Origin of the sequence: Shimazuella alba, assembly GCF_009831235.1 — a bacterium.
Classification (GTDB): domain Bacteria; phylum Bacillota; class Bacilli; order Thermoactinomycetales; family Thermoactinomycetaceae; genus Shimazuella; species Shimazuella alba.
Genome location: NZ_WUUL01000011.1, coordinates 17,375 through 38,134, shown reverse-complemented (window position 1 = coordinate 38,134; position 20,760 = coordinate 17,375). Strand labels below are relative to the sequence as shown.

The 20,760-nt window shown below is 39.4% G+C and carries 25 protein-coding genes, 1 pseudogene and 1 other annotated feature; of the genes and pseudogenes, 9 read left to right on the top strand and 17 right to left on the bottom strand.

Translation table 11 applies throughout. The features are described 5' to 3' along the window. Window positions 1–90: 90 nt before the first annotated feature. From GSM42_RS15215 to GSM42_RS20400, 3 genes are read left to right on the top strand one after another with little or no spacing between them, the layout of a single operon-like run. The gene (locus GSM42_RS15215; RefSeq protein ID WP_160802394.1) at window positions 91–846 is read left to right on the top strand and encodes a DUF2087 domain-containing protein; all 756 of its coding nucleotides are present in this window, start codon (window positions 91–93) and stop codon (window positions 844–846) included. Window positions 847–868: 22 nt separating this feature from the next. Then, a complete protein-coding gene (locus GSM42_RS15210; RefSeq protein ID WP_160802393.1) occupies window positions 869–1,219 on the top strand; it encodes a GIY-YIG nuclease family protein in 351 nt (116 codons plus the stop codon). A 21-nt stretch (window positions 1,220–1,240) separates the two neighbouring features. After that, window positions 1,241–1,531 (top strand): RNA-binding protein, encoded by a 291-nt coding sequence (locus GSM42_RS20400; protein ID WP_202404950.1) that lies wholly within the window; start codon window positions 1,241–1,243, stop codon window positions 1,529–1,531. Window positions 1,532–1,804: 273 nt separating this feature from the next. Here GSM42_RS20400 and rbsB read toward each other — a convergent pair whose 3' ends face one another. From rbsB to GSM42_RS15180, 6 genes are read right to left on the bottom strand one after another with little or no spacing between them, the layout of a single operon-like run. Then, a complete protein-coding gene (gene rbsB / locus GSM42_RS15205; RefSeq protein WP_160802392.1) occupies window positions 1,805–2,713 on the bottom strand; it encodes a ribose ABC transporter substrate-binding protein RbsB in 909 nt (302 codons plus the stop codon). Window positions 2,714–2,737: 24 nt separating this feature from the next. Further along, on the bottom strand, window positions 2,738–3,679 hold the full coding sequence (locus tag GSM42_RS15200; RefSeq protein ID WP_338055317.1) for an ABC transporter permease subunit: 942 nt from the start codon (window positions 3,677–3,679) through the stop codon (window positions 2,738–2,740). Between the two features lie 6 nt (window positions 3,680–3,685). Next, window positions 3,686–5,173 (bottom strand): ATP-binding cassette domain-containing protein, encoded by a 1,488-nt coding sequence (locus GSM42_RS15195; protein ID WP_160802391.1) that lies wholly within the window; start codon window positions 5,171–5,173, stop codon window positions 3,686–3,688. Between the two features lie 17 nt (window positions 5,174–5,190). Next, a complete protein-coding gene (gene rbsD / locus GSM42_RS15190; RefSeq protein WP_160802390.1) occupies window positions 5,191–5,586 on the bottom strand; it encodes a D-ribose pyranase in 396 nt (131 codons plus the stop codon). Continuing rightward, window positions 5,564–6,472 carry a ribokinase gene (gene rbsK / locus GSM42_RS15185; RefSeq protein WP_160802389.1) on the bottom strand — a complete coding sequence of 303 codons (909 nt, stop codon included), beginning with the start codon at window positions 6,470–6,472 and terminating at the stop codon, window positions 5,564–5,566. Before rbsK ends, rbsD begins: the two co-directional genes overlap by 23 nt. Before the next feature lie 5 nt (window positions 6,473–6,477). After that, window positions 6,478–7,455, bottom strand: a complete 978-nt coding sequence (locus GSM42_RS15180; RefSeq protein WP_160802388.1) for a LacI family DNA-binding transcriptional regulator — start codon at window positions 7,453–7,455, stop codon at window positions 6,478–6,480. 204 nt (window positions 7,456–7,659) lie between these two features. Here GSM42_RS15180 and GSM42_RS15175 point away from each other — a divergent pair, with 204 nt between their 5' ends. After that, on the top strand, window positions 7,660–7,848 hold the full coding sequence (locus tag GSM42_RS15175; protein ID WP_160802387.1) for a hypothetical protein: 189 nt from the start codon (window positions 7,660–7,662) through the stop codon (window positions 7,846–7,848). Window positions 7,849–7,897: 49 nt separating this feature from the next. Here the strand turns inward: GSM42_RS15175 and obgE are convergent, their stop codons facing one another. From obgE to tnpB, 6 genes and pseudogenes are all read right to left on the bottom strand, one after another. Next, the gene (obgE, locus tag GSM42_RS15170) at window positions 7,898–9,199 is read right to left on the bottom strand and encodes a GTPase ObgE (RefSeq protein WP_160802386.1); all 1,302 of its coding nucleotides are present in this window, start codon (window positions 9,197–9,199) and stop codon (window positions 7,898–7,900) included. Between the two features lie 4 nt (window positions 9,200–9,203). Beyond that, window positions 9,204–9,908, bottom strand: coding sequence for a Spo0B domain-containing protein (locus GSM42_RS15165; RefSeq protein WP_160802385.1), 705 nt, complete (start codon window positions 9,906–9,908; stop codon window positions 9,204–9,206). 83 nt (window positions 9,909–9,991) lie between these two features. Then, window positions 9,992–10,300 carry a 50S ribosomal protein L27 gene (gene rpmA, locus GSM42_RS15160; protein ID WP_160802384.1) on the bottom strand — a complete coding sequence of 103 codons (309 nt, stop codon included), beginning with the start codon at window positions 10,298–10,300 and terminating at the stop codon, window positions 9,992–9,994. A gap of 19 nt (window positions 10,301–10,319) precedes the next feature. After that, window positions 10,320–10,652: a ribosomal-processing cysteine protease Prp gene (locus GSM42_RS15155; protein WP_160802383.1), complete on the bottom strand. Its 333-nt coding sequence runs from the start codon at window positions 10,650–10,652 to the stop codon at window positions 10,320–10,322. 1 nt (window position 10,653) lies between these two features. Continuing rightward, window positions 10,654–10,965 carry a 50S ribosomal protein L21 gene (gene rplU / locus GSM42_RS15150; RefSeq protein ID WP_160802382.1) on the bottom strand — a complete coding sequence of 104 codons (312 nt, stop codon included), beginning with the start codon at window positions 10,963–10,965 and terminating at the stop codon, window positions 10,654–10,656. A gap of 12 nt (window positions 10,966–10,977) precedes the next feature. Continuing rightward, window positions 10,978–11,053: a sequence feature (ribosomal protein L21 leader region), on the bottom strand. Window positions 11,054–11,263: 210 nt separating this feature from the next. Continuing rightward, window positions 11,264–12,372, bottom strand: a pseudogene (gene tnpB / locus GSM42_RS15145) (IS200/IS605 family element RNA-guided endonuclease TnpB). Window positions 12,373–12,655: 283 nt separating this feature from the next. Between tnpB and GSM42_RS15140 the strand changes: the two are divergent. After that, entirely contained in the window at window positions 12,656–12,985 is a 330-nt protein-coding gene (locus GSM42_RS15140; RefSeq protein WP_160802381.1) for a hypothetical protein, read from the top strand. A gap of 200 nt (window positions 12,986–13,185) precedes the next feature. Here GSM42_RS15140 and GSM42_RS15135 read toward each other — a convergent pair whose 3' ends face one another. Together GSM42_RS15135 and GSM42_RS15130 are read right to left on the bottom strand one after the other, a co-directional pair. After that, complete coding sequence (locus GSM42_RS15135) at window positions 13,186–13,521, bottom strand: hypothetical protein (protein ID WP_160802380.1); 336 nt, start codon at window positions 13,519–13,521, stop codon at window positions 13,186–13,188. A gap of 217 nt (window positions 13,522–13,738) precedes the next feature. Further along, entirely contained in the window at window positions 13,739–14,266 is a 528-nt protein-coding gene (locus GSM42_RS15130; RefSeq protein ID WP_160802379.1) for a hypothetical protein, read from the bottom strand. Window positions 14,267–14,555: 289 nt separating this feature from the next. On the opposite strand from GSM42_RS15130, the gene GSM42_RS15125 reads away from it, so the two are divergent. Genes GSM42_RS15125 through GSM42_RS15115 form a run of 3 tightly spaced genes read left to right on the top strand, consistent with a single transcriptional unit; the run spans window position 14,556 to window position 17,010 of the window. Further along, window positions 14,556–15,341, top strand: a complete 786-nt coding sequence (locus tag GSM42_RS15125; protein ID WP_160802378.1) for a prolipoprotein diacylglyceryl transferase — start codon at window positions 14,556–14,558, stop codon at window positions 15,339–15,341. Next, entirely contained in the window at window positions 15,310–16,704 is a 1,395-nt protein-coding gene (locus GSM42_RS15120; RefSeq protein WP_160802377.1) for a radical SAM protein, read from the top strand. Before GSM42_RS15125 ends, GSM42_RS15120 begins: the two co-directional genes overlap by 32 nt. A gap of 12 nt (window positions 16,705–16,716) precedes the next feature. After that, window positions 16,717–17,010 carry a hypothetical protein gene (locus GSM42_RS15115; protein ID WP_160802376.1) on the top strand — a complete coding sequence of 98 codons (294 nt, stop codon included), beginning with the start codon at window positions 16,717–16,719 and terminating at the stop codon, window positions 17,008–17,010. 85 nt (window positions 17,011–17,095) lie between these two features. Here the strand turns inward: GSM42_RS15115 and GSM42_RS15110 are convergent, their stop codons facing one another. Further along, complete coding sequence (locus GSM42_RS15110) at window positions 17,096–17,359, bottom strand: hypothetical protein (RefSeq protein ID WP_160802375.1); 264 nt, start codon at window positions 17,357–17,359, stop codon at window positions 17,096–17,098. 88 nt (window positions 17,360–17,447) lie between these two features. Then, a complete protein-coding gene (locus tag GSM42_RS15105; protein ID WP_160802374.1) occupies window positions 17,448–18,302 on the bottom strand; it encodes a LysR family transcriptional regulator in 855 nt (284 codons plus the stop codon). A 124-nt stretch (window positions 18,303–18,426) separates the two neighbouring features. On the opposite strand from GSM42_RS15105, the gene GSM42_RS15100 reads away from it, so the two are divergent. Next, a complete protein-coding gene (locus GSM42_RS15100; protein ID WP_160802373.1) occupies window positions 18,427–19,341 on the top strand; it encodes a DMT family transporter in 915 nt (304 codons plus the stop codon). Window positions 19,342–19,754: 413 nt separating this feature from the next. Here the strand turns inward: GSM42_RS15100 and GSM42_RS15095 are convergent, their stop codons facing one another. After that, a complete protein-coding gene (locus tag GSM42_RS15095) occupies window positions 19,755–20,231 on the bottom strand; it encodes a hypothetical protein (protein ID WP_160802372.1) in 477 nt (158 codons plus the stop codon). Between the last annotated feature and the right edge of the window lie 529 nt (window positions 20,232–20,760).

Here is a 20,760-nt window from a genome sequence, read left to right as displayed (position 1 = left end):
ACGACTTAAACATTATACTAATATAATCATGAATAACCAAACAAATTACACTTATGTTTGGGTTTCTTAAAATAAGGAAGTGCGAGAACAATGGTCATATCAGATATATTTTGGAATGCTTCTTTGGAAGAGTTGAAACGGGGCTATATCCAAGAAAGAGATTGCTTTACATGCCTGTTATGTGGGGAAAAAATAGAAAAAGGGATTGTTTATCCTTATGAAGATCGATTTTACGAAGCAGTAAGGTTTATACGGGTCCATATAGAGAATACTCACCAATCCGTTTTTGATCATCTATTGGCAATGGACAAGAAACTCACAGGTCTTACTGATCATCAGAAGAAGCTTATACATCTTTTTTATCAAGGGAAAAATGACAAAGAGATCCAAAAAGAGTTGGATATCGGCAGTACCTCTACCATTCGTCACCACCGTTTTGCATTAAAAGAAAAAGAGAGACAAGCAAAAACTTTCTTAACGATGATGGAATTGTTAAAAGACAAAGACGCACACGCACCAGCCTTTATACCTGTGCATAAAACAGCCACCATGATCGATGATCGATATAACATCACACAAGAAGAGCATGACAAAATCATAAAACAATACTTTCCAGAAGGAACTACTAAACCTTTAACTAAATTTCCATCAAAGGAAAAACAAAGACTAGTTGTCCTTCGAGAAATTGCTCAGCAGATAAATGAACAAAAAATTTATAAGGAACAAGAATTAAATCAAACGTTAAAAGGATTTTATGACGATTATGTCCTGATACGGAGATATTTAGTTGAATACGGCTTTTTGGACCGAAAACCCGATGGCAGTCGATACTGGGTAAAAAAATAGAGAAAAATGCAGGTGAGGAACTATGGATCGCAAAAAAGAATGGAAACGGCAGTTCAAAGAAACAACTGTTGATGCTGGTGTTTATCTTATTAAGAATATAAAAAATCAAAAAATATTGGTAGGAAAATCCAGAAATTTAAAAACGTTAAACGGAGTAAAATTTATGCTTGAAAATGGGACATATACCATTAACAAAGCACTTCAAGCAGAATGGAACGAATTTGGAAAAGAAGCTTTTGTTTTTGATGTGCTAGAGAAACTGAAAAAGAAAGAAGATCCCTATTTTAATGAGAAAGAAGCATTACTAAAACTGGAACAAAAGTGGTTAGAACAGCTTCAACCGTTTGAAGAAAGAGGTTATAACCAAAAGTAGTCTTTTAAAGGGATACTGGTAGTGATTCCACAAAAATATTCAGTAACACCTCTAGATCGGATGAATTATTTATTAGGCTTATATTCTGCAACAAATCAGCGTTACCTGACGATTCTAGAACAAAGAATTAATCAATTTAAAGAGATAAAAGCAGTACCGGGTGAGCAATCGTTACTGGGTGTTCTGCTTCGTGTCCCCGTACTTGATGTCCAGGTATGCACCGAAGCCGGCAACAACTGCCATGACGACCATGCCTACCAGAAACCACATGATCTGCATCACGTTCTCCACATCGAAGAAGTTGCTCGGTAGTTTCATTTTAACAAATAGAGGATACTTTTGAAAATCAAATTTTAATAAGTCATACATTTAAAATATAAGATCACTTATATTTAATCATTAGCAATCACAATATTAAGTTTTTTTATCCGATTAAAAGCTCTCCTTTTGAGGGAGCTGACCATTTTATTATTTTTCCTATGATCGAAGAACTGCCCCCCTACAGGTAGCAGTCCTTCTGGTACTCTTTTACTGTGCATTTTGAAGTAATTGTATTTATTAGTGTTATTGCATATTACTTTTACTTTACTTTTTCACGGTAAGCTCCAAGTCCACTGGAATCTGGGCTTCTACTTTTTGACCATCTAATACTTTTTTAGCTGTTTCAATCGCTGTTTGTCCCATTACATCAGGTCTTTGCGCGATCGTCGCTGATAGATCTCCCTTGTTCACTGCATCTTTCGCTTCGTTTGTACCATCAAAACCAATTACTTTTACATTGGTCAGACCTGCTGATTTTAAAGCTTCGATTGCACCTAGCGCCATTTCATCATTATGCGCAAAAACAGCTTGAATGTTTTTGTTACCTTGGATGATGTTTTCCATTACAGATAATCCTTTTGATCGATCGAAATCAGCAGATTGCTTGGAGATCACTTTTAATTTGCCATCAATGACTTTATGAAATCCTTGTCCACGTTCACGTGCCGCAGAGGAGCCAGGAACACCTTCTAATTCCACGATGTTTGCTCCATTCCCAACGAGTTCTATCAAGTGTTTCCCTGCGATTTCTCCCCCTGCCACATTATCGGAAGCAATGTGTGAGACTACTTTCCCACCATTTGCAGAACGATCAAGGGTAATAACAGGAATACTTGCATTATTTGCTGATTGTACTGCAGAGACTACTGCATCTGAATCAACTGGGTTGATAAGCAACACATCTACATTTTTTTGAATTAAATCTTCCACATCGCTTGCTTGCTTAGCTGAGTTATTTTGCGCATCTACAGTAATTAATGTATAGCCCATTTCTTTTGCTTTCTTTTCTGTTGCATTTTTCAAAGTAACGAAAAATGGGTTATTCATCGTAGAAATAGACAATCCAATCGTATCAGACTTCTTATCAGTAGCATTTTTCTGACCAGCTGGTTGCATGGAACAACCCACCAAAAGTAACATTCCAACAAGGAAGAGAGTAAATATTTTTTTCATATGATCTCGATCTCCTCTTATGAATTATGATTTTTTCCGATCAATTAATACAGCTAACAAAATCACAAAACCTTTTACGACAAGTTGGTAAAATGGGGAAACGTTTAATAGATTCAACCCATTATTCAGTACACCTATAATCAATGCACCGATTAACGTACCTAGAATCGAGCCTTTTCCACCAGAAAGGCTGGTTCCACCTAATACAACTGCTGCTATCGCATCTAATTCATAGGAAGCACCTGCATTGGGGTCAGCAGAATTTAATCGAGAGATTAAAATAATTCCCGCTAACGCAGACAAAGCTCCAGATATCGAATAAATAACCACTTTGACTCGATCAACTTTAATACCAGCTAAAATAGACGCTTCTTCATTCCCGCCAATTGCATACGTTTGGCGTCCAAAAACGGTTTTTCTTAAAACAAAGAGTAATATCGCAAATACGACTAACATCGTGACCACTGGGATGGGAATACCAAACAGATAGCCTTTCCCAAACATTTGAAAGGATAAATCATTATTCATTCCTGTAATAGGGCTCCCATTTGTAAAAACGAGGGTAAATCCTCGGAAAATAGTTAGCGAAGCCAGCGTTGCAATAAAAGGTGCTACTTTTCCTTTGGTAATCATAAGTCCATTGAATGCACCCATGATCGCACCACCGATTACGCCTATTAGCAGTGCAGGAACGAAATCTACTCCTTTAGCCATTAATTGTGCAACCATCGCACTTGATAGCGCTAACATAGAACCCACCGAAAGATCTATGCCACCCGTGAGAATGACAAAAGTCATTCCAAAAGCAATCAGCGCATTGATCGAAACCTGTCTTAATACATTTAATAAGTTATTAATCGTTAAAAAATCCGAACTTAAAGCGCTTACAATTGTGATAATCAGTACTAACCCAATGGTGGAACCTAACTGCTTCCAACCATCTCCTAGCCTCTGACGAATAGCAATCACGATTTATTTCCCTCCTGTCGCTAGATTCATGATCGTCTCTTGAGTAGCATCCTGTTTATCCACAAAACCTGTAACTTTCCCCTCAGAGACAACCATTATTCGGTCACTGATTCCTAAGAGTTCTGGTAAATCAGAAGAGACCACAATGATCGCTACCCCTTGATCAGCTAATTCCTGTATAAGGGAGTAAATTTCTTTTTTTGCTCCCACATCCACTCCACGTGTTGGTTCATCTAGTATCAGGCAATTTGGCTGAAGTCCAAGCCATTTGGCAATGACCACTTTCTGTTGATTTCCTCCGCTCAACGACTTGACTTGTTGTGCTTCATCCGTTGCCTTTATGTTTAATTTCTCCATCATCTTATCTACAAAGCTCTTCTCTTTCTGCTCTGATATGACTAAGAAAGAACGGAACTGTTTTAAGATAGGCAAAACCATATTTTCTTGAATCGAAAAATCTAAAATTAATCCTTCTGATTTTCGATCTTCCGTAATAAATCCTAAACCGTGGTCAATAGCATCGGAAGCCTTGTGGATAGACACTTGTTTTCCTTCTATCCAAATTTCTCCTGAGTGAGCAGGTTCATAGCCAAAGATCGCTTTCATTATTTCCGTACGACCAGCTCCCATTAAACCAGCTACACCTAAAATTTGTCCTTTATTCACCTGGAACGAAACATCTTCGAATACTCCATTCCTTGTAAGCTGCTTTACTTCAAGGAAAACTTCTTCTTTTGGCTCTCCTGCTCGAATAGGAAATCGATCACCAATACTTCGTCCAACCATCATAAAGACTACTTCGTCAAATGATGTATCCCTTACTGGCTTAGTCGCGATGTACTCTCCATCACGGAAAATCGTTATGTTATCACATAAATCGAATATCTCTTCCATTCGATGAGAGATATATACAAAAGAAACACCTTTTTGTTTCAAATTTCGAATCAAAGTAAATAATATTTTGATTTCCCGATCTGTCAGGGCAGCTGTTGGTTCATCCATAATGATCACTTGCGCATTTAACCGCAGTGCTTTAGCAATCTCAATCATTTGTTGTTGACCAACTGAAAGTGAACCAGCTAGTTTGGTAGCTTTCACCTTTAAACCGAGATTAGTTAAATATTTTTCTGTCTCTTGTTCCATTTGTTTTGTTTTTAAAATCCCGGTATAACTTATTTTTTCTTCATGCCCCAAAAATAAATTTTCAGCTACGGTTAGATTAGGAAAGATATTTAACTCCTGATGAATAAAAGCAATTCCAGCGCGCTCCGCTTCTTTGGAGTTTTTAAATCTCGTTTCCTTCCCATCAATGAGAACTTTTCCTTCATCTTGTACATACACACCTGTCAGGATTTTCATCAATGTTGATTTTCCTGCTCCGTTTTCCCCCATAAGAGCATGAATTTCCCCTGGTCCCAAAGAGAACTGTGCGTGTTTTAATACCGGATTTTTAGAAAAAGACTTCGAGATATTTCGTAATTGAATCTTCACGCTTTCCCCTCCCTTCTCTAAAAAATCACCCCAGCATGCAAGATAATATTAGCGTATGGTGTATTTTCGCCTGTACGAATCACAGCTTTCGCTTGATGGCATGCAAGTTTAAACTGTTCATGCGGGATAAAAGCTTTCGGTTGGATCGGAAGCAAAGATTCTATTTCCTGTAAGATAAACATATTTTGCTGTTGTATCTCAGTAGCCATCGTGATTTTTTCTATTTCCATTTCTTTTGATAGGACAGTCAATAATTCTAAAAATGAAGGTTTTCCTATGTCGATAGCGAGATCAATTCTCTTTACTTGATCAGGAATAGGAAGTCCACAGTCTGCAATCACAATCGTATCTGTATGACCCATTCGTGCAAGTACGCTTATGATCTCACTATTAATCATTCCAACTTTTTTCATTGATCTCACCTTGGAGTTGATGTAGTTGTTCTAAAGTAGGCATTCCACCTTGTGCACCTAACTTTGTTACGGATATTCCTGCAGCTAGATTCGCGAAGCAAATCGCCTCTTTTAATTCCATTCCTCTTGAAAGCCCAACTGCTAAAGCCCCATTAAACGTATCACCTGCCCCCGTAGTATCTGTTGCTTTTACTTTTACAGCTGGCACATGTATGAGGTTCTCTCCATCGTCATATCGAACACCTTCGACTCCTTCCGTTACCAAAAGCTTCTTCGGATATCGCTTCAGTAATTGTTCGATAGTTTCATGTGGAAAAAGAATTTTTACTTCGTGCTCATTTGGTGTCAAATAGGTTACTTTCTCCAGGAGAGCCAGTGGCAGTTTTTGAGCAGGTGCTGGATTTAAAATAACAGGGACATGAAACTCGGTACAAAGATCCACGATATACTCAATCGTCTCTATTGGGATCTCGAGCTGCAACAGTACAATATCCGAGTCTTGAATCAATGATCTTACAGAATCTACTTGGTTTGGAGATACTTTTTCATTGGCAGCTGGAACAACAATGATCGTATTATCTCCCTCCGCTACAGTGATGTGAGCAGTGCCAGTGCTTACATCCGATAACACCTGAATGTGGTTCGTGTTTACTCCTTCTGCTTGCAAATTCGTAAATGCTTGCTTTCCTAATTGATCGTTCCCCACTGCTCCTACTAAGTGCACATCTGCCCCAAGACGAGCTGCAGCAACTGCTTGGTTTGCTCCCTTACCTCCAGGAATAATATGAAATTGTTCACCAAAAATCGTTTCGCCTGGATGAGCTCGACGAGTTGCGACCACTACCAGATCCATATTAATACTGCCAATAAGCAAAATTTTGCTCATCCAACCTACTCCTTTCGAGTTGTATCTCTTTCTACCAACTGAACAGGTAAACGACATATCTTTTGCTCAGTTTCTTTTTTTTCAATCAGATTTATCAGCATCTGTACTGCCTGTTTCCCAAGTTGGTAAATTGGTTGAGCAACTGTTGTAATCGAAGGATAAAACAACTGACCAAACAAAATCCCATCGTAACCAATTATTTGTAGATCCTCAGGAACTGATATGCCACGATGTAATGCTGTTTTCAAGACGGAAACAGCAATCACATCATTTGCCGCAAAAACTCCATCGATTTCCGGAAAACGCTCAAAAATATTATTGATTAAAAACTCATCATTTCGTGGTTGAAACGAGCTTTCAAAAATGTGATAGGATATTTTCTCCTTCTCTACGACATCCAAAAACCCTTGATAGCGGGCTTCTGCTGAATCTAAATATTTTGGACCGCGGATATGGACAAGTTGGGTTGATCCTTTTTGCAGCAACGTCTGAGCCGCGATCTTCCCTCCTTGGTAATGATCGGCTTGGATAAATGGGATATGGGAATGTATCGGTCTATCCAATGCAACGATTGGAATGCCCAACTCCTCATCCAAAAAAGTCGCTTTTTCATTAGTAATCATCAGACATCCATCTGCTTGCCGCTGTTTTAAAACCTCCATATAATGTTGTTCTTTTTCTAAAATCTCATCGGTGTTACAGAGTACCATTGTATAACCATAGCGATGAGCAGTATCTTCGATTGCTCGTGCAAGTTCTGTAAAGAATGGGTTTGTTATATCTGGAATAATAAGTCCAAGCAATCTCGAGTTTTTTTTATATAAGGTCCTTGCTATTTCATTAGGACGGTAATTTAACGTTGTGATGGCCGCTTGGACAACTTCTTTTGTACTTTTATGGACATTGCCATTATTATTCAGAACTCGTGACACGGTGGCAACCGAAACCCCTGCTAACTTTGCCACATCACGAATAGTAGCCAATCTGTTACCACCTCCCATTTCTATGTAACCGGTTACATGAAACCGGTTACATAGAATATAACTTTGTTTCTGCTGCTCGTCAAGGGAAATAGCAAAGATAAGAAAATAGTTTTTTTTCTAATATTTCAATCTCCCATAGCGTTATCTCTCCCACTATTCCGTAAAATCTTGTATAGTTAAGATAACTGATCAAAGGAGAAAAGGATGTCTTCTGTAGATGATGAATGGGCGAAGATCTTGGAAGCTGTGGGAGATGTAACTCCTGAAGTCGAAAAGGGGATCAAAGCCTACTACCTTCAGTGTGCAAGAAGACGCCAGCAAAGGCACAGATCAAAAAGAGAATGGTCAGAACTTCTTGCACAGGTCAAAGAGGCTCTCGCCGACTTCAAATGATCAGAAAACGGCTGGACTCCATCTAAATAGATGATGTCCAGCCGTCCACTCAGTAATCAGTATCTAACCCATCCGATAGCTCAAACTCCATTTCCCCAATTCGAACCGTATCTCCTTCTTGTGCACCCCGTTTGCGAAGAGCATCTTCTACACCCATCTGTTTGATCGTATTAGCAAAGCGCATCAAGCTATCTTGAAAGCGGAAGTTTGTCATCTTGATCAGTTTTTCAATCCGAAAGCCTTCCACCACGTATATCTCATTCTCCTTCCGAATCGTAAACGCAGGCTCTTCTGCTTCACTTTTGTAAACAACTGGTTCTTCTTGAACTTCTTCTACTTTCTGTTCTTCCTCTGCTTCTACACGATCCAAAACATCGGCTACTGCAAACAAAAGATTTTTTATCCCTTCTTTACTTACTGCGGAAATAGGGTAAACGGGAATATCTTCTCCAACTTGTTCTTGGAACAACTCCAAATGCTCTTTCGCATCAGGTAAGTCCATTTTATTTGCTACAATAATCTGAGGGCGATTCTCTAGATTTTGCTTATACAAACGGATTTCCTCATTGATCTGGAGGTAATCAGCATAGGGATCACGACCTTCAGAACCTGCCATATCGATAACGTGTACGATTACTTTTGTTCGTTCCACGTGACGTAGAAACTGATGCCCTAACCCTACTCCCTGATGTGCACCCTCAATCAAACCTGGTAAATCTGCCATCACAAAGCTCCGTCCATCATCTACACGAACCACTCCCAGATTAGGTACAATCGTCGTAAAATGATAAGCCCCAATCTTTGGCTTTGCCGCTGAAACAATGGATAATAACGTAGATTTGCCAACACTTGGGTAACCTACTAACCCAACATCTGCTAACAATTTTAATTCTAATACGACCCATCGCTCGGAACCTGGTTCCCCATTTTCCGCAATTTGAGGAGCTGGATTGACAGAAGTAGCAAAGCGAACGTTTCCTCTTCCGCCACGACCTCCTTTTGCGATCACTGCAGTTTGTTGATGATGAGTCAGATCCGCTACTAGTTCTCCTGTCTCTGCATCACGGACAGTAGTACCAGGTGGAACCCTCACAATTAAATCATCAGCCCCTGCACCATGTTGATTTTTCTTTCTGCCATGTTCCCCGCGATCTGCTTTAAACTGCTTTTTGAAGCGAAAATCAACGAGGGTACGAAGTCCTTCTTCTACTTCAAAGATGACATTGCCCCCGCGTCCGCCATCTCCACCCCATGGACCGCCTTCCGCTACATACTTCTCACGGCGAAAAGCAACCATTCCATTGCCACCATCGCCGCCTTTCACAAAAATCTTTACTTTATCGACAAACACACTCTCACCTACTTAGTCCTGTACGTAATGTTAATCGTTGTTGACTCACAATCTCCATTTGCAACTGTTTAAATTGATCTTTTAAGTTTGTCCATTCTCCTGCTGGAACATGAAGAGGGATAATTTCATTTTCTGCATTGTACACTTGAAAGGAAAAGAAATTGGTTTGATCATCTCCAGATAATTGCAAAACAACTTTCTGCCAATCGTACTTTTCTTCTCCCATTTTGGCTAGTACTCTAATGCATACCGCTAGCCACTTTGCTATTGGTTCATTCGTTTTTGCACGCGGTTCTATATATGTTGGCAACTTCTGAACTTCCCATTCCCACTGAGGATAGTGATGAGACAATGTAAGGAGAAAAACGGCCAGTTCTTCGTCTTGCAACTCCGCTATCTCTCTTTCTTTTGCCGCGTGTTCAGCCAATCTTTGAAGATATTCGTTTCCTTTATCTTCTTGTTTCATCATATGATATCCCATCAGTACTTGCACGTGGTTCATCAAATCATGTCTTATTTTCCCGAGCAATCGCTTTGTGTCTGCCGCTTCTTGTTGTTTATGTTCTCTATTCCTTGCTCTTATAAAGAAAAACATACTGAGGACAAAAATGATACCAATGGTAACAAACCACACATGTTCCCAAGTAGTTAACCACCAAACTACCAAGACCAAAAAAGGTGGTATCAAGTAAAAAGAAGAACGCGGCAATCCAAATCGCCCCTTTATGTATTTCAAGATAAAAAAAGAGCGACACTACCCATGTTGAGTGTCACTCTTCTTTGCAAATGTGTTTACGCTTGTGTTGCTGCTACTTCTTCAGTAGCAACTGGGTAGATGCATACACGCTTGCGGTCTTTACCAAAACGTTCAAAACGTACGATACCATTTGCTGTTGCAAACAATGTATCGTCACCGCCACGACCAACATTGGTTCCTGGGTAGATCTTTGTTCCACGTTGGCGAACCAAGATGTTACCAGCAAGAACGAACTGACCGTCTCCACGTTTTACACCTAGACGTTTGGATCGGCTATCACGACCGTTCTTTGTCGATCCTACCCCTTTTTTAGAAGCAAACAACTGTAGATTAAGTTGTAGCATTGGTTACACCTCTTTCCTTTTAATTTTGTTTGTATTGTACATAATCTGGGTACGCATCTGCGATACCCTTTAGCGATAAATCCATCGCTCTCATCAGGAGACCAAGCTGTGTACGAACTTCTTCTGTAGGCAGATCAGCAGGTACTCGACAATCTACTTTGCCTTCTCCATCATCGGGTTGATGAATGGTGACACCTGTTATTTGCTCCATCGCATTCACCATACCGATGGTTACAGCAGAAACAGCAGCACAAACAATATCCATCCCGTGCTCTGCAAAGTTAGCATGACCAGTCACCTTTATCTGCTCTACAAGTTCTGCTTGATTTCGCTTTACTCGAATTCGAATCATCTTACGCTTCGATAGAATCGATAACTACACGAGTAAATGGTTGACGATGACCTTGCTTTTTCTTGTAGTTCTTTTTAGGCTTATATTTAAAGACAGTAATTTTCTTAGACCGTCCTTGTTTCAATACTTTACCAGTCACTTTTGCATTTGCCACTAAAGGACTACCTACTTGTACTCCACCTTCACCGGACACAAGCAATACCTTTTCAAAGGTAACAGTATCTCCTTCAGCTGCATCTAACTTTTCAATAAAGAGCACACTATCTTTTTCCACACGGTATTGTTTGCCGCCTGTTTCGATCAATGCGTACATCTTTTAACCTCCTCTATCATGAAGACTCGCCAAAAGATAGGGAGGATTTCTCCATTTGAAGCCCTACTTTGTGCGGTAACAGACAACATGATACCACGGATGGACAGAGTTAGTCAACAAGAACAGAATGAAATCCTATGTCAATAAAAAACTCTATCATAAATTTACCATACTAAAGTATAAGAATAACCAAAAACCCGATTTTTAACTACATAACATAGAATTGAACACTCCCACCACCTAACTGACGCTCGAGGTAGGGATTCTTAGGAACTCCCATCTACGGACAGGATATTTACTAAGTTTCAACCGCCATCCCAGCGGCAAGGAGTCTCCTACCTTCTTGCAAGAAGTTGTTAGCTGCATTGATATCACGATCATGATTGGAACCGCATTCCGGACATCTCCATGCTCGAAGGTTCAGATTTTTCACGTCTCTGTTGCGGTACCCACAACAAGAACATCGTTGACTCAATGGGAAGGTTTTCCCCACTTTTACAAGAGTTCTCCCGAACCATTCCGACTTATACACCAACATCTCGGTGAATTCAGACCAGGAAGCATCTGTGATCGACTTTGCTAATTTGTGATTCTTCACCATGTTCTTCACTTGCAAATCTTCCGTGCTGATTACTTGGTTTGCGTGAATCAACTTCGTCGAGAGCTTGTGAAGGAAATCATGACGGGCATTCGTGATCTTCTCATGAATCTTCGTTACTTGGATACGTGCTTTGTGCCAGTTCGAACCACCTTTGGTACGTCGACACATAGTTCGCTGCGCTTTTGCTAATTGTTTCTCATACTTTCGAAAGTATGTGGGAGCGTTTATTTTTTCTCCATCCGAAAGGATGGCAAAATGCTTTCATCCTAAGTCGATTCCGACCACTTTCTCTTTTTCCACTGGAACATAAGGACAATAATTCCTCTCACAAAGAACCGAAACAAAGTATTTTCCTGAGGGTGTACGGCGAACAGTGGCAGAGAGAATACGCCCTTCTACTTCCTTCGACTTGGCGAACTTTACCCAGCCCAGCTTCGGAAGTTTGATCTTATTTCCCTTGATACTCCCTTCTGGAAGTTGGTTTTTCTTTTCGATCTTGGTGGTGTAAGACTGGAGTAAGTTCCGTTTACTTTTGAAACGAGGGGCATCGTTTTGCTTTTGGAAGAAACGTTGAAACGCAAATCGAGATTGTGTAAAGAGGATTGCAACGCATGAGCATCCGCTTCTTTTAGCCATTCCAACTGTTGTTTCAAGGAGGTTAGAAGCTTGGCGCAGATCGAATAGGTGAGCCCTTTCCCCGTTTCCCTGTAAGTATCGTTCCATTTTGTTAAGAAATGATGGAAAACAAAGCGACTAGATCCAATGGACTTATGAATGGAAATGGCTTGTTTTTTGGTTGGATACAGACGAAAACGGAATGCTTAGTGCATGTGTTTCTTTCTCCTTCCTTGTTTTTAAGGCTGATGATACACTCAGAAACAAAAAAGGAAATATTCCAAACCAATTCCTTTTGGCTAACGCCGAACCGACATTCACCACCCACTTAGCAAGCTTGAAATGGGAGTACTCTTTCGGAAAGATCGATAGAAAATACAGATCACTTCCATTCTATACACTTTATCCTGACATTTTCTGAATAATACTATAATATATAGATAGCCATTCACATTTCTGAAAGGATTTCCGAATATGTATCAAGCAAAACTTCATGAGATGCTGCGAATCCTTGCATGCGGGGATATTATCTACATCCGTTGGTACGCATCATATGGAGTCGATGCAGAAGTATTTTTGGGGGCGTACTCTGGTCAGAGGAGGCTGCAACTCGACAAGCTTCCTCTTCAGAAACAATCTGGAGGAATGTCTGCTTGTTACAACTATGTCAATGAGAATGATGTGCTTATCTGTAACTCGAGTGAGCCTATCTGTTTTAACGAACAGATGCTCGAAGACGCGGTAGTTGTCAAAGGTTACTCCGTTGTAGATAGGAAGGACCACGTGATCCTCATGAAGAGATAATTTTCCTTTTAAAAAACAGATGTGAATGTCTCCCTGTATGTTATTTTTGTGCAGGGAGACTCTATTTGAACAATTAATCTGGGTGGTTACAGTCGTGCCTGCATACAGCTATACTCCCACCTAATATGGACCACATTCCAAGTTCTTAATATATACTTTTGTCCCCTGTCACCAAAACCACCTTAATGAAATCCATATCCTTAATGACCTGTCTGCCCTGTTAACATTTCTGTCCAATAATCTTCTGTTCGATAGATATCCATACCTAAAAATCCTTTATAGTTAGGCTTACAAAAATGAAAAGTAACTGCTTGATTCAAATGATAAGAAGAATTGCAGATCTTATCACTAACTCGAAAAGAAAAGTACTCATGCTCCTTATTTCGAACAACCCGAAAAACATGTTTTTGTCCTGCTAGATCTCTCAGTCGATTTGACTCTTCGTTAAAAAATTCAATTACTATCAAGCGTTGGTTACCACCAAAATCTAAATTTAATAATGAATTAACAGCTAGTTCAGCCGTACAAACAACCATTTCATCTGCTAGATTAGATATCCCATCGAATGCTCATATGTGATTTGGGGACCAAGAGAAAACATGAATAAAATCAACTCCAGAAATATATAACAAGTTATATCTCTATGCCTCAAAACTGCGATAAAAAATGAGCTGCCCAGCAACGACAGCGTTCGCTGTTGTTACTGGGCTAATACCACAGGGGATCTAGATGTTCTGCTCACAAACTCTCCAATCAGGTTTCGTATGCAAATTCTCTGGAAAGACTGTCGTTCTCCATCTGAACCAGCCTCATGTTTTCTCGAGACTTTGCCAACTCTCGAGTCAAACGCTCGACTTTCCTGCTCAGCCGGCCAACCTGCTTTCGGTGTGAATCCTTTACCACTTCTTCAGACTGGATCCAAAGTTCAAGCAGTTCATCAAACTCTACCTGCCCTTCCGCGAGAGCACGCTGAATTTGATGAATGTTATCCCAGAGCGCATCCACCTCATGCTTATGACCTGCATGCAGTGACTGCAGATGACTAGCATGTGTATCTTTTTGCTCCTTCAGCATCCGCTCAAGAAAAGCGATTTCTCGAGCATGAGAAGCTTTTCGTGATTCCTGTCCCTTGTGATAGGCCTTGGGAATCTCTTCTTGCAACCGTTCATTCTCCTTCTCCAGCTCTACCACCCTCGAAGATTGAAGCTGACTCTTCTTGATGGTCTTCGCCAAGTGATAGAAGAGAATGAGAATAACGCAGCTAAGAACGACTGACAGCATGATATCTCCTGTGATGGTGATAATGGACTAACTTATATTAAAATCATAACAGTTTTGATAAAGAAAAGAAATCGATGATTTCTAAAATGGAAGACAGTTCGTTTACATAGTAAAAAAATGAAGTCATTTTTTATTAGATCTCTTTATTCAATCGAATATTTTCAAATGGTGAGCAATCTACCCTAATTAGATAAATATACACTTTTTATTAAATTAGATACTAAATAGAATATTCTTACACAAAATGATATAATCTTTGTGGAACATGAACACAAAAAGGAGTCTCGTCATGCACTTTCCTTTTCTTTTTTCCATCGGTCCTCTAACCATTCATCCACATCTACTCATGGAATCACTTGCTTATTTCATCGGTTTTCGTGTTTATCTTTATACACGAAGAAAAGAACAACTCTCGATGATGCAAGCCATGTGGGTGGTTGTGGGAGCAGCTACAGGTGCTTTAATTGGTTCGAAAGTACTTTGTTGGTTTGAAGATCCAGCTAAAACACTCGATCAATGGAACAATCTGCTGTATTTGATGCAAGGAAAAACAATTGTTGGTGGATTATTAGGCGGACTAATCGGAGTAGAGTGGACCAAAAAACGTGTAGGTATAACCAAGTCTACAGGTGATGACATGGTTTTTGCTTTATTAATAGGGATGTCTATTGGTAGAATTGGATGCTTTCTTACTGGTTTGTCAGACCACACCTATGGAACACCAACCACTTGGTGGACTGGAGTAGATTTTGGAGATGGGATACTTCGACATCCTACACAACTTTATGAAATTGGATACTTATTATTACTAGCACTCTTTCTATTTCTACTAAAAAGAAAGTTTTCCCTGCCAAATGGGGTTCTGTTTCAATTGTTTATGACAGGTTATTTATTTTGGAGACTAGCTGTTGATTTCATCAAGCCTACTCCTCACCCCTATCTAGGGCTGAATAATATTCAACTCGCATGCATTGCCGGTTTGCTCTATTACACTTATAAACTTTGGCAATGGCGAAAAAAAACAACTATAAAGGAGTATGAGGATGCCAAAAAATCGTCCGTACCTGTTTTATGAATTGACCAATAGCGTATGTAGTACATGCTTGCAAAAATTAGAGGCTAAAGTAGTTTTTCAAGATGGGAATGTATATTTACTAAAACGATGTAAGGAGCATGGCCCCGAAAAAGTCCTTATTTCTACTGATGTCGAATATTACAAAAGATGTCGAGAATTTATCAAACCATCAGAAATGCCATTGCGCTGGAATACCCCTATAAAATATGGATGTCCCTATGATTGCGGGTTATGCCCAGACCATGAACAGCATAGTTGCCTCACTCTTCTAGAAGTAACAGATCAATGCAATTTAGAATGTCCCATTTGTTATGCTGAATCTTCCCCCAAACGACAAACATGGCGTTCATTAGAGCAGATCAAAAAAATGCTGGATGCAATCGTTGCCAACGAAGGGGAACCGGATATCGTACAAATAAGCGGGGGAGAACCGACAACCCATCCTCACTTTTTTGAAATATTAGATATGGTAAAAACACGACCTATCAAACACATTATGGTCAATACAAACGGTCTTCGCATCGCATCAGATCGGAAATTTGTGCAAAGATTGGCTACTTATTTGCCAGGATTTGAAATTTATTTGCAATTTGACAGCTTTGAGGAAAAAGCTTTAAAAGAACTGCGAGGAGTAGACTTACGGGAAGTTAGAAAAAAAGCAATCGATCACCTAAACGAATTTAATCTATCAACGACCCTTGTTGTCACACTTAAAAAGGGATTAAACGATCGTGAGATCGGTAAGATCATCCAATATGGGCTCAATCAAAAAGCCGTTAGAGGTGTGACATTTCAACCAATTCAAGCTGCGGGACGACTCAAAGATTATGATCCGGCAACAGATCGATTAACATTAAGTGAAGTACGGCAAATGATTATCGATCAATCAGAAATCTTTCAAAACGAAGATATGTTACCTGTTCCTTGTCATCCAGATTGTTTAGCGATGGGATATGCGCTAAAAACAGAAGATGGACCAATACCGCTGACTCGACTTATCGATCCAGATATTCTACTTCAAGGCGGGAGAAATACGATTGTATTTGAACGTGATGAGGAACTAAAATCACGTATTTTCGAACTATTTTCAACCAATCACTCACCACAAACATCTGCACTATCTTTAAAACAGTTACTCTGCTGCCTGCCACTTGTTCATGCACCAGAAGAAATCGCTTATGACAATGTTTTTCGTGTGATCATCATGCAATTTATGGATGCTTATGATTTGGATGTCCGTTCTGTGAAGAAGTCTTGTGTCCATATCGCCCATCCAGATGGTCGGATTATCCCTTTTGATACATTTAATCTCTTCTATCGGGATGAAAAAGAAGAGCGACTTAAAGAATTACAACAAATCTAAGGAGGGGGAAACATGTCATCCGAGTACAGTAAGAAAGAATTAAAACGATGGTTTTTCATTCCTATGATTCCTTATTTGATCATGGGAGTCATTCTGTTCTTTGTGTTTGGAACTCAAGACGGGTCTTTCGTCCCTGGTCTAACTTTAGGTTTGGGTATCTCTGCGATTGTGAATGCATTCCTTCTCGCACCGATTTATCTCGTTGTAAATTTCAAAGTAAAAGAACGGGTTCAAGGTATCTTATTATCAACAGCAGTTATTGGTTTGCTCACTTTTTTTGCTTGCTTTGGCCCAACTTCCTATTGATGTTTTTCAAAGTCATCAATGCAAATGTGGATCAGGCTACTCTTTTTTAAGAGTAGCCTGATTAGGTTAATCTATTCTGTACCCTCTAACGGAGAATCTTTTCCACAGCGTCCCGAAGCTTTCGCTGTACTGCAGGGTCGCCTGCTTCAGCTTCCACAAACTCCATCACACTCTTGGAGAAGCTGGCGACAATCCTATCCTTAGCAGCGGCGAACTTCTCTGGACTATCAATATCATGTGCTTCTAGAATGTCCATTGCATAGTCACCAGCGTTCTTTTTTGCTTGCTCAAGTGCTGCAACAATTACACCCTGAAGCCCCTGCTGTGCCTTCTTCTTAAAGTTTGACATTTCGCTCCTCGGATAGAGGTTTCTATATTTCCTCCAGAATATAGCATGGAATCAGAAATTTTACAAAGATTATAATTCCCCAAAAAAGTCAATCGCATGTGATATGTTCTAAAAACCTCTCAAATGCACGTGTTTGAAAGAAATCTTTGCGAAATACAAAATAAACTTGATAGTTACGGTAAGCTTCTGGGATGGTATAAACACGGATCAATCCCTGTTCTTCTCTTCCTTTCACTGCTGATTTGGGTAACATAGAAACGCCCAAACCAGCAGAAGCACCTCCTAAAATAGCCTCCAACGTCCCAAATTCCATAATATTATTCGTTTCCATATCTTCCTCTTCCAACCATTGCTCCAAACGATTTCGCATGGAACATCCTACACTTAATAACAACATTGGTTTTTTCAAGATCTCTTTTAGTTTTTCATCTGTATTTTCCGATATCAGAACTAATTCTTCTTCAAATACAAGCACCTGTTCCATATCTGGATGATCGACTTTTCCACTCACAAAAGCACCATCTATTTCATAATCTAGCACTTTTTGCACTAAATCACCTGTATGACCAGTTACCAAGCTTAGCTTCACTTCTGGATACTTTTGCAAATAATTCCTCAATAATTTTGGCATATGAACAGCAGCTGTCGTTTCTAACGCACCTATTGTCAAAGGACCTGAGGGATTTTCTGTATATTGCACTGATTTTAATGCTTCATCTAATAAATGGAGTATTTTTTCAGAATACCCAAATAAGTTTTCTCCAGCTTGCGTCAAAATCATCCCTTTTTTACTTCGATAAAACAAGGGAGTACTGACTTCTTTTTCCAATTGACGAATTCGCGCAGTAACATTGGATTGTACATAACCCAAAACCTCCGCTGCCCTCGTAATATTCTTCTCGATCGCAACAGTATGAAAAATACGTAGGTCTTTGCTATCCATCCAAAGACTCCCTCTCTTTTCAATCATCATTTCCAATAATGAATTATATCATAAACAATCATTTTACATGATGCTTATTTATTTTTAGAATTATATCATGATCATAACGGAATGAGGGAAAATCATGAATCGATCTTTGTTGTTACCATTAATTTTGATAAGCACACTTGTAGCAGGGCTAAACTATCCAATAGGAAAAATGGGTTTAAGCTTTTCTAGCCCCTATTTGCTTTTGGCCATTCGCTTTCTCGGTGCTTTTGTACTTATGCTTCCTTTTATTATCAGTCTGCCTCATCCAAAACGCTTTATGCCCTGGTTAAAAATTGCAATGATTGGTTTCTTTCAAAGCACTTTGGTTTTAGGGATGATTTATTTCAGTATGCATACCATCACATCAGCGAACGCATCGATTTTATCTTCCACCAATCCCATTTGGTTGGTTCTCATCCAGTCTCTTTTTTTAAGGGTTCGTTATAGGAGATTGCAGTGGATGGGAGTTGTTTTAGGATTTGTTGGCGTTGTATGTACACAAGGGTTTCATTTTCAATTCCAACCCGGTACGTTATTTGCTTTATTAGCAGGTCTATGCTGGGCAATTGCTACCCTTTTAACCAAGCATTGGGGAGAGACAATCCATACATGGGTACTAACCACGTATCAAATGGGCTTTGGAGGTTTGTTTCTTGTGATAGCTAGTTTGGTATTGGAACAGCCTATGTTTACCTTACAGCAAGTTTCTATTTTTCAAGTTGTATGGATATTGCTCTACTTAATAATCATGAGCTCCATTGTTCAATTTGTTACTTGGTTTTACTTAATAAAAAACCATGATCCTGCAAAAATTAGTTCTTTTTTGTTCCTGGTACCTCTCTTTGGAACAGTTGGAGGATGGCTAATCCTAAATGAAGCTTTGCATTGGTATGTAGGACTTGGAGCCATTTTCATTGCTTTAGGTATCTTCTTTGTCAATCAACCTTCTCGTAAAAAAGAGAATAAAACGCTATCTTCCCCCATTCCAATAGCAGAAAATACTGTCTAAAGCAAATTATTGCAGCGAAAACATGAGAAAGCCTTTTGTAGTAACGTACAAAAGGCTTTCTTTTTATGGAGAGGATCAGCTACTATTTGATTTATCAGTAGAATATTGATTTCGATTTAAAATATACCCACACACAATATTGGAGACGAGACAGATATCACATAACACATTCAACAACTGGAACTCTGGAAGATCAAAATAATATTTCCATGTAAGATAAAAGACCAAATAAATAGATTGTACAACTAATAATATCTTCAAATACTTCATCTATTTTATGCTTCGTTCCTTTCTCTTATAGAGGATTATAAATTTCACGCAAACTAAATTCATATATATGCAAATCTTTATATTCGTTTGGTTGTGCGGTCACACCAAACCGCACAAGAACCAAAATGACAGAGGATGACAGATTACACTCGGTGCTCGAGCGGAATCTCCATGATGAACTCTTCCACCTTTTCTGCTACACCAGAAGCATCTGTTACGATGGTAGTCATCAAACACCCAGCATCGCAGGGAGAATAAATGATCTTCTCCTTCTTACCATCTGGATGGACTACATAAACCGTTGTCTGATACTCCTGATAGTACCCACCTTCAAAGTAAGCAAATCCTTCACCTACTTCCTGACGCTCGAAAATAGTAAACTTTCCATCAGGATCGTTTACCATACGAATATCCAGATCAAAGGTTGCTTCCCAGTCACTGACAGATCGGCGGGTCGATTGATAAGAGAGAGATGCATGCACCCCTCGACTCATCAAAGACGCAACGATAGTGCACTCGCTATGCCTTACCATCCGCACAGGGAAAACGCGGATATACGTTTCCTCTCCGTACTCATCGTCGGTTGTAACCGTGATAGCAGACCGGGCAATGGTGCTCATTCAGAACCTCCTATGGTTCTCTTGTTATCTTTCCTTGTGAAAGATATCTACTAATATAATAACAGAAGATTCAATCAAAATGAAACTTTATTTCTAAATGTCGATACTGGTTTAACACGAATATATTGTCCATAACAATCTGAATATTAGAAAGGAGGAGGGACGGGAGAACAGAGTATTGTTCGAATTCTCTCACAGGGGAATACTAACAACGCCGCCACCTCCCTACCTATATAAAATTGGGAGATCTTGTTGACCAAATGATGAAAAAATCTAAGTACCCGTGTTCCTAGCTGTGGGACAAAAAGATATTTTATTCTGTAAAGATACCACCTATCTCTGTACCAATAGTGCCAAGATACAAGAGCGAGAAAGTCCTTATTTCAAGCAAGTAAAAAGTGTACAATCTTATCTTCTCAATAATGCTGGACATGATATCCATTTAGATCCAAATGCACATTTATGGTTTGAAAAAGCAAATGAGTGGACAAAAACAAATATTGGAAAAGGATCGTTGTATTTCCCTGTC

Coding starts and splice junctions, on each gene's coding strand:
- rbsB (WP_160802392.1), bottom strand. CDS start 2,713: ATGAAAAAAATATTTACTCTCTTCCTTGTTGGAATGTTACTTTTGGTG.
- GSM42_RS15130 (WP_160802379.1), bottom strand. CDS start 14,266: ATGCTGTCAGTCGTTCTTAGCTGCGTTATTCTCATTCTCTTCTATCAC.
- GSM42_RS15110 (WP_160802375.1), bottom strand. CDS start 17,359: ATGTCAAACTTTAAGAAGAAGGCACAGCAGGGGCTTCAGGGTGTAATT.
- rplU (WP_160802382.1), bottom strand. CDS start 10,965: ATGTACGCATTGATCGAAACAGGCGGCAAACAATACCGTGTGGAAAAA.
- GSM42_RS15120 (WP_160802377.1), top strand. CDS start 15,310: ATGCCAAAAAATCGTCCGTACCTGTTTTATGAATTGACCAATAGCGTA.
- GSM42_RS15215 (WP_160802394.1), top strand. CDS start 91: ATGGTCATATCAGATATATTTTGGAATGCTTCTTTGGAAGAGTTGAAA.
- rbsD (WP_160802390.1), bottom strand. CDS start 5,586: ATGAAAAAAGTTGGAATGATTAATAGTGAGATCATAAGCGTACTTGCA.
- GSM42_RS15105 (WP_160802374.1), bottom strand. CDS start 18,302: ATGGATAGCAAAGACCTACGTATTTTTCATACTGTTGCGATCGAGAAG.
- GSM42_RS15115 (WP_160802376.1), top strand. CDS start 16,717: ATGTCATCCGAGTACAGTAAGAAAGAATTAAAACGATGGTTTTTCATT.
- rbsK (WP_160802389.1), bottom strand. CDS start 6,472: ATGAGCAAAATTTTGCTTATTGGCAGTATTAATATGGATCTGGTAGTG.
- GSM42_RS15140 (WP_160802381.1), top strand. CDS start 12,656: ATGTATCAAGCAAAACTTCATGAGATGCTGCGAATCCTTGCATGCGGG.
- GSM42_RS15135 (WP_160802380.1), bottom strand. CDS start 13,521: ATGGTTGTTTGTACGGCTGAACTAGCTGTTAATTCATTATTAAATTTA.
- GSM42_RS15100 (WP_160802373.1), top strand. CDS start 18,427: ATGAATCGATCTTTGTTGTTACCATTAATTTTGATAAGCACACTTGTA.
- GSM42_RS15175 (WP_160802387.1), top strand. CDS start 7,660: ATGTCTTCTGTAGATGATGAATGGGCGAAGATCTTGGAAGCTGTGGGA.
- GSM42_RS15095 (WP_160802372.1), bottom strand. CDS start 20,231: ATGAGCACCATTGCCCGGTCTGCTATCACGGTTACAACCGACGATGAG.
- GSM42_RS15125 (WP_160802378.1), top strand. CDS start 14,556: ATGCACTTTCCTTTTCTTTTTTCCATCGGTCCTCTAACCATTCATCCA.
- GSM42_RS15210 (WP_160802393.1), top strand. CDS start 869: ATGGATCGCAAAAAAGAATGGAAACGGCAGTTCAAAGAAACAACTGTT.
- rpmA (WP_160802384.1), bottom strand. CDS start 10,300: ATGCTACAACTTAATCTACAGTTGTTTGCTTCTAAAAAAGGGGTAGGA.
- GSM42_RS15155 (WP_160802383.1), bottom strand. CDS start 10,652: ATGATTCGAATTCGAGTAAAGCGAAATCAAGCAGAACTTGTAGAGCAG.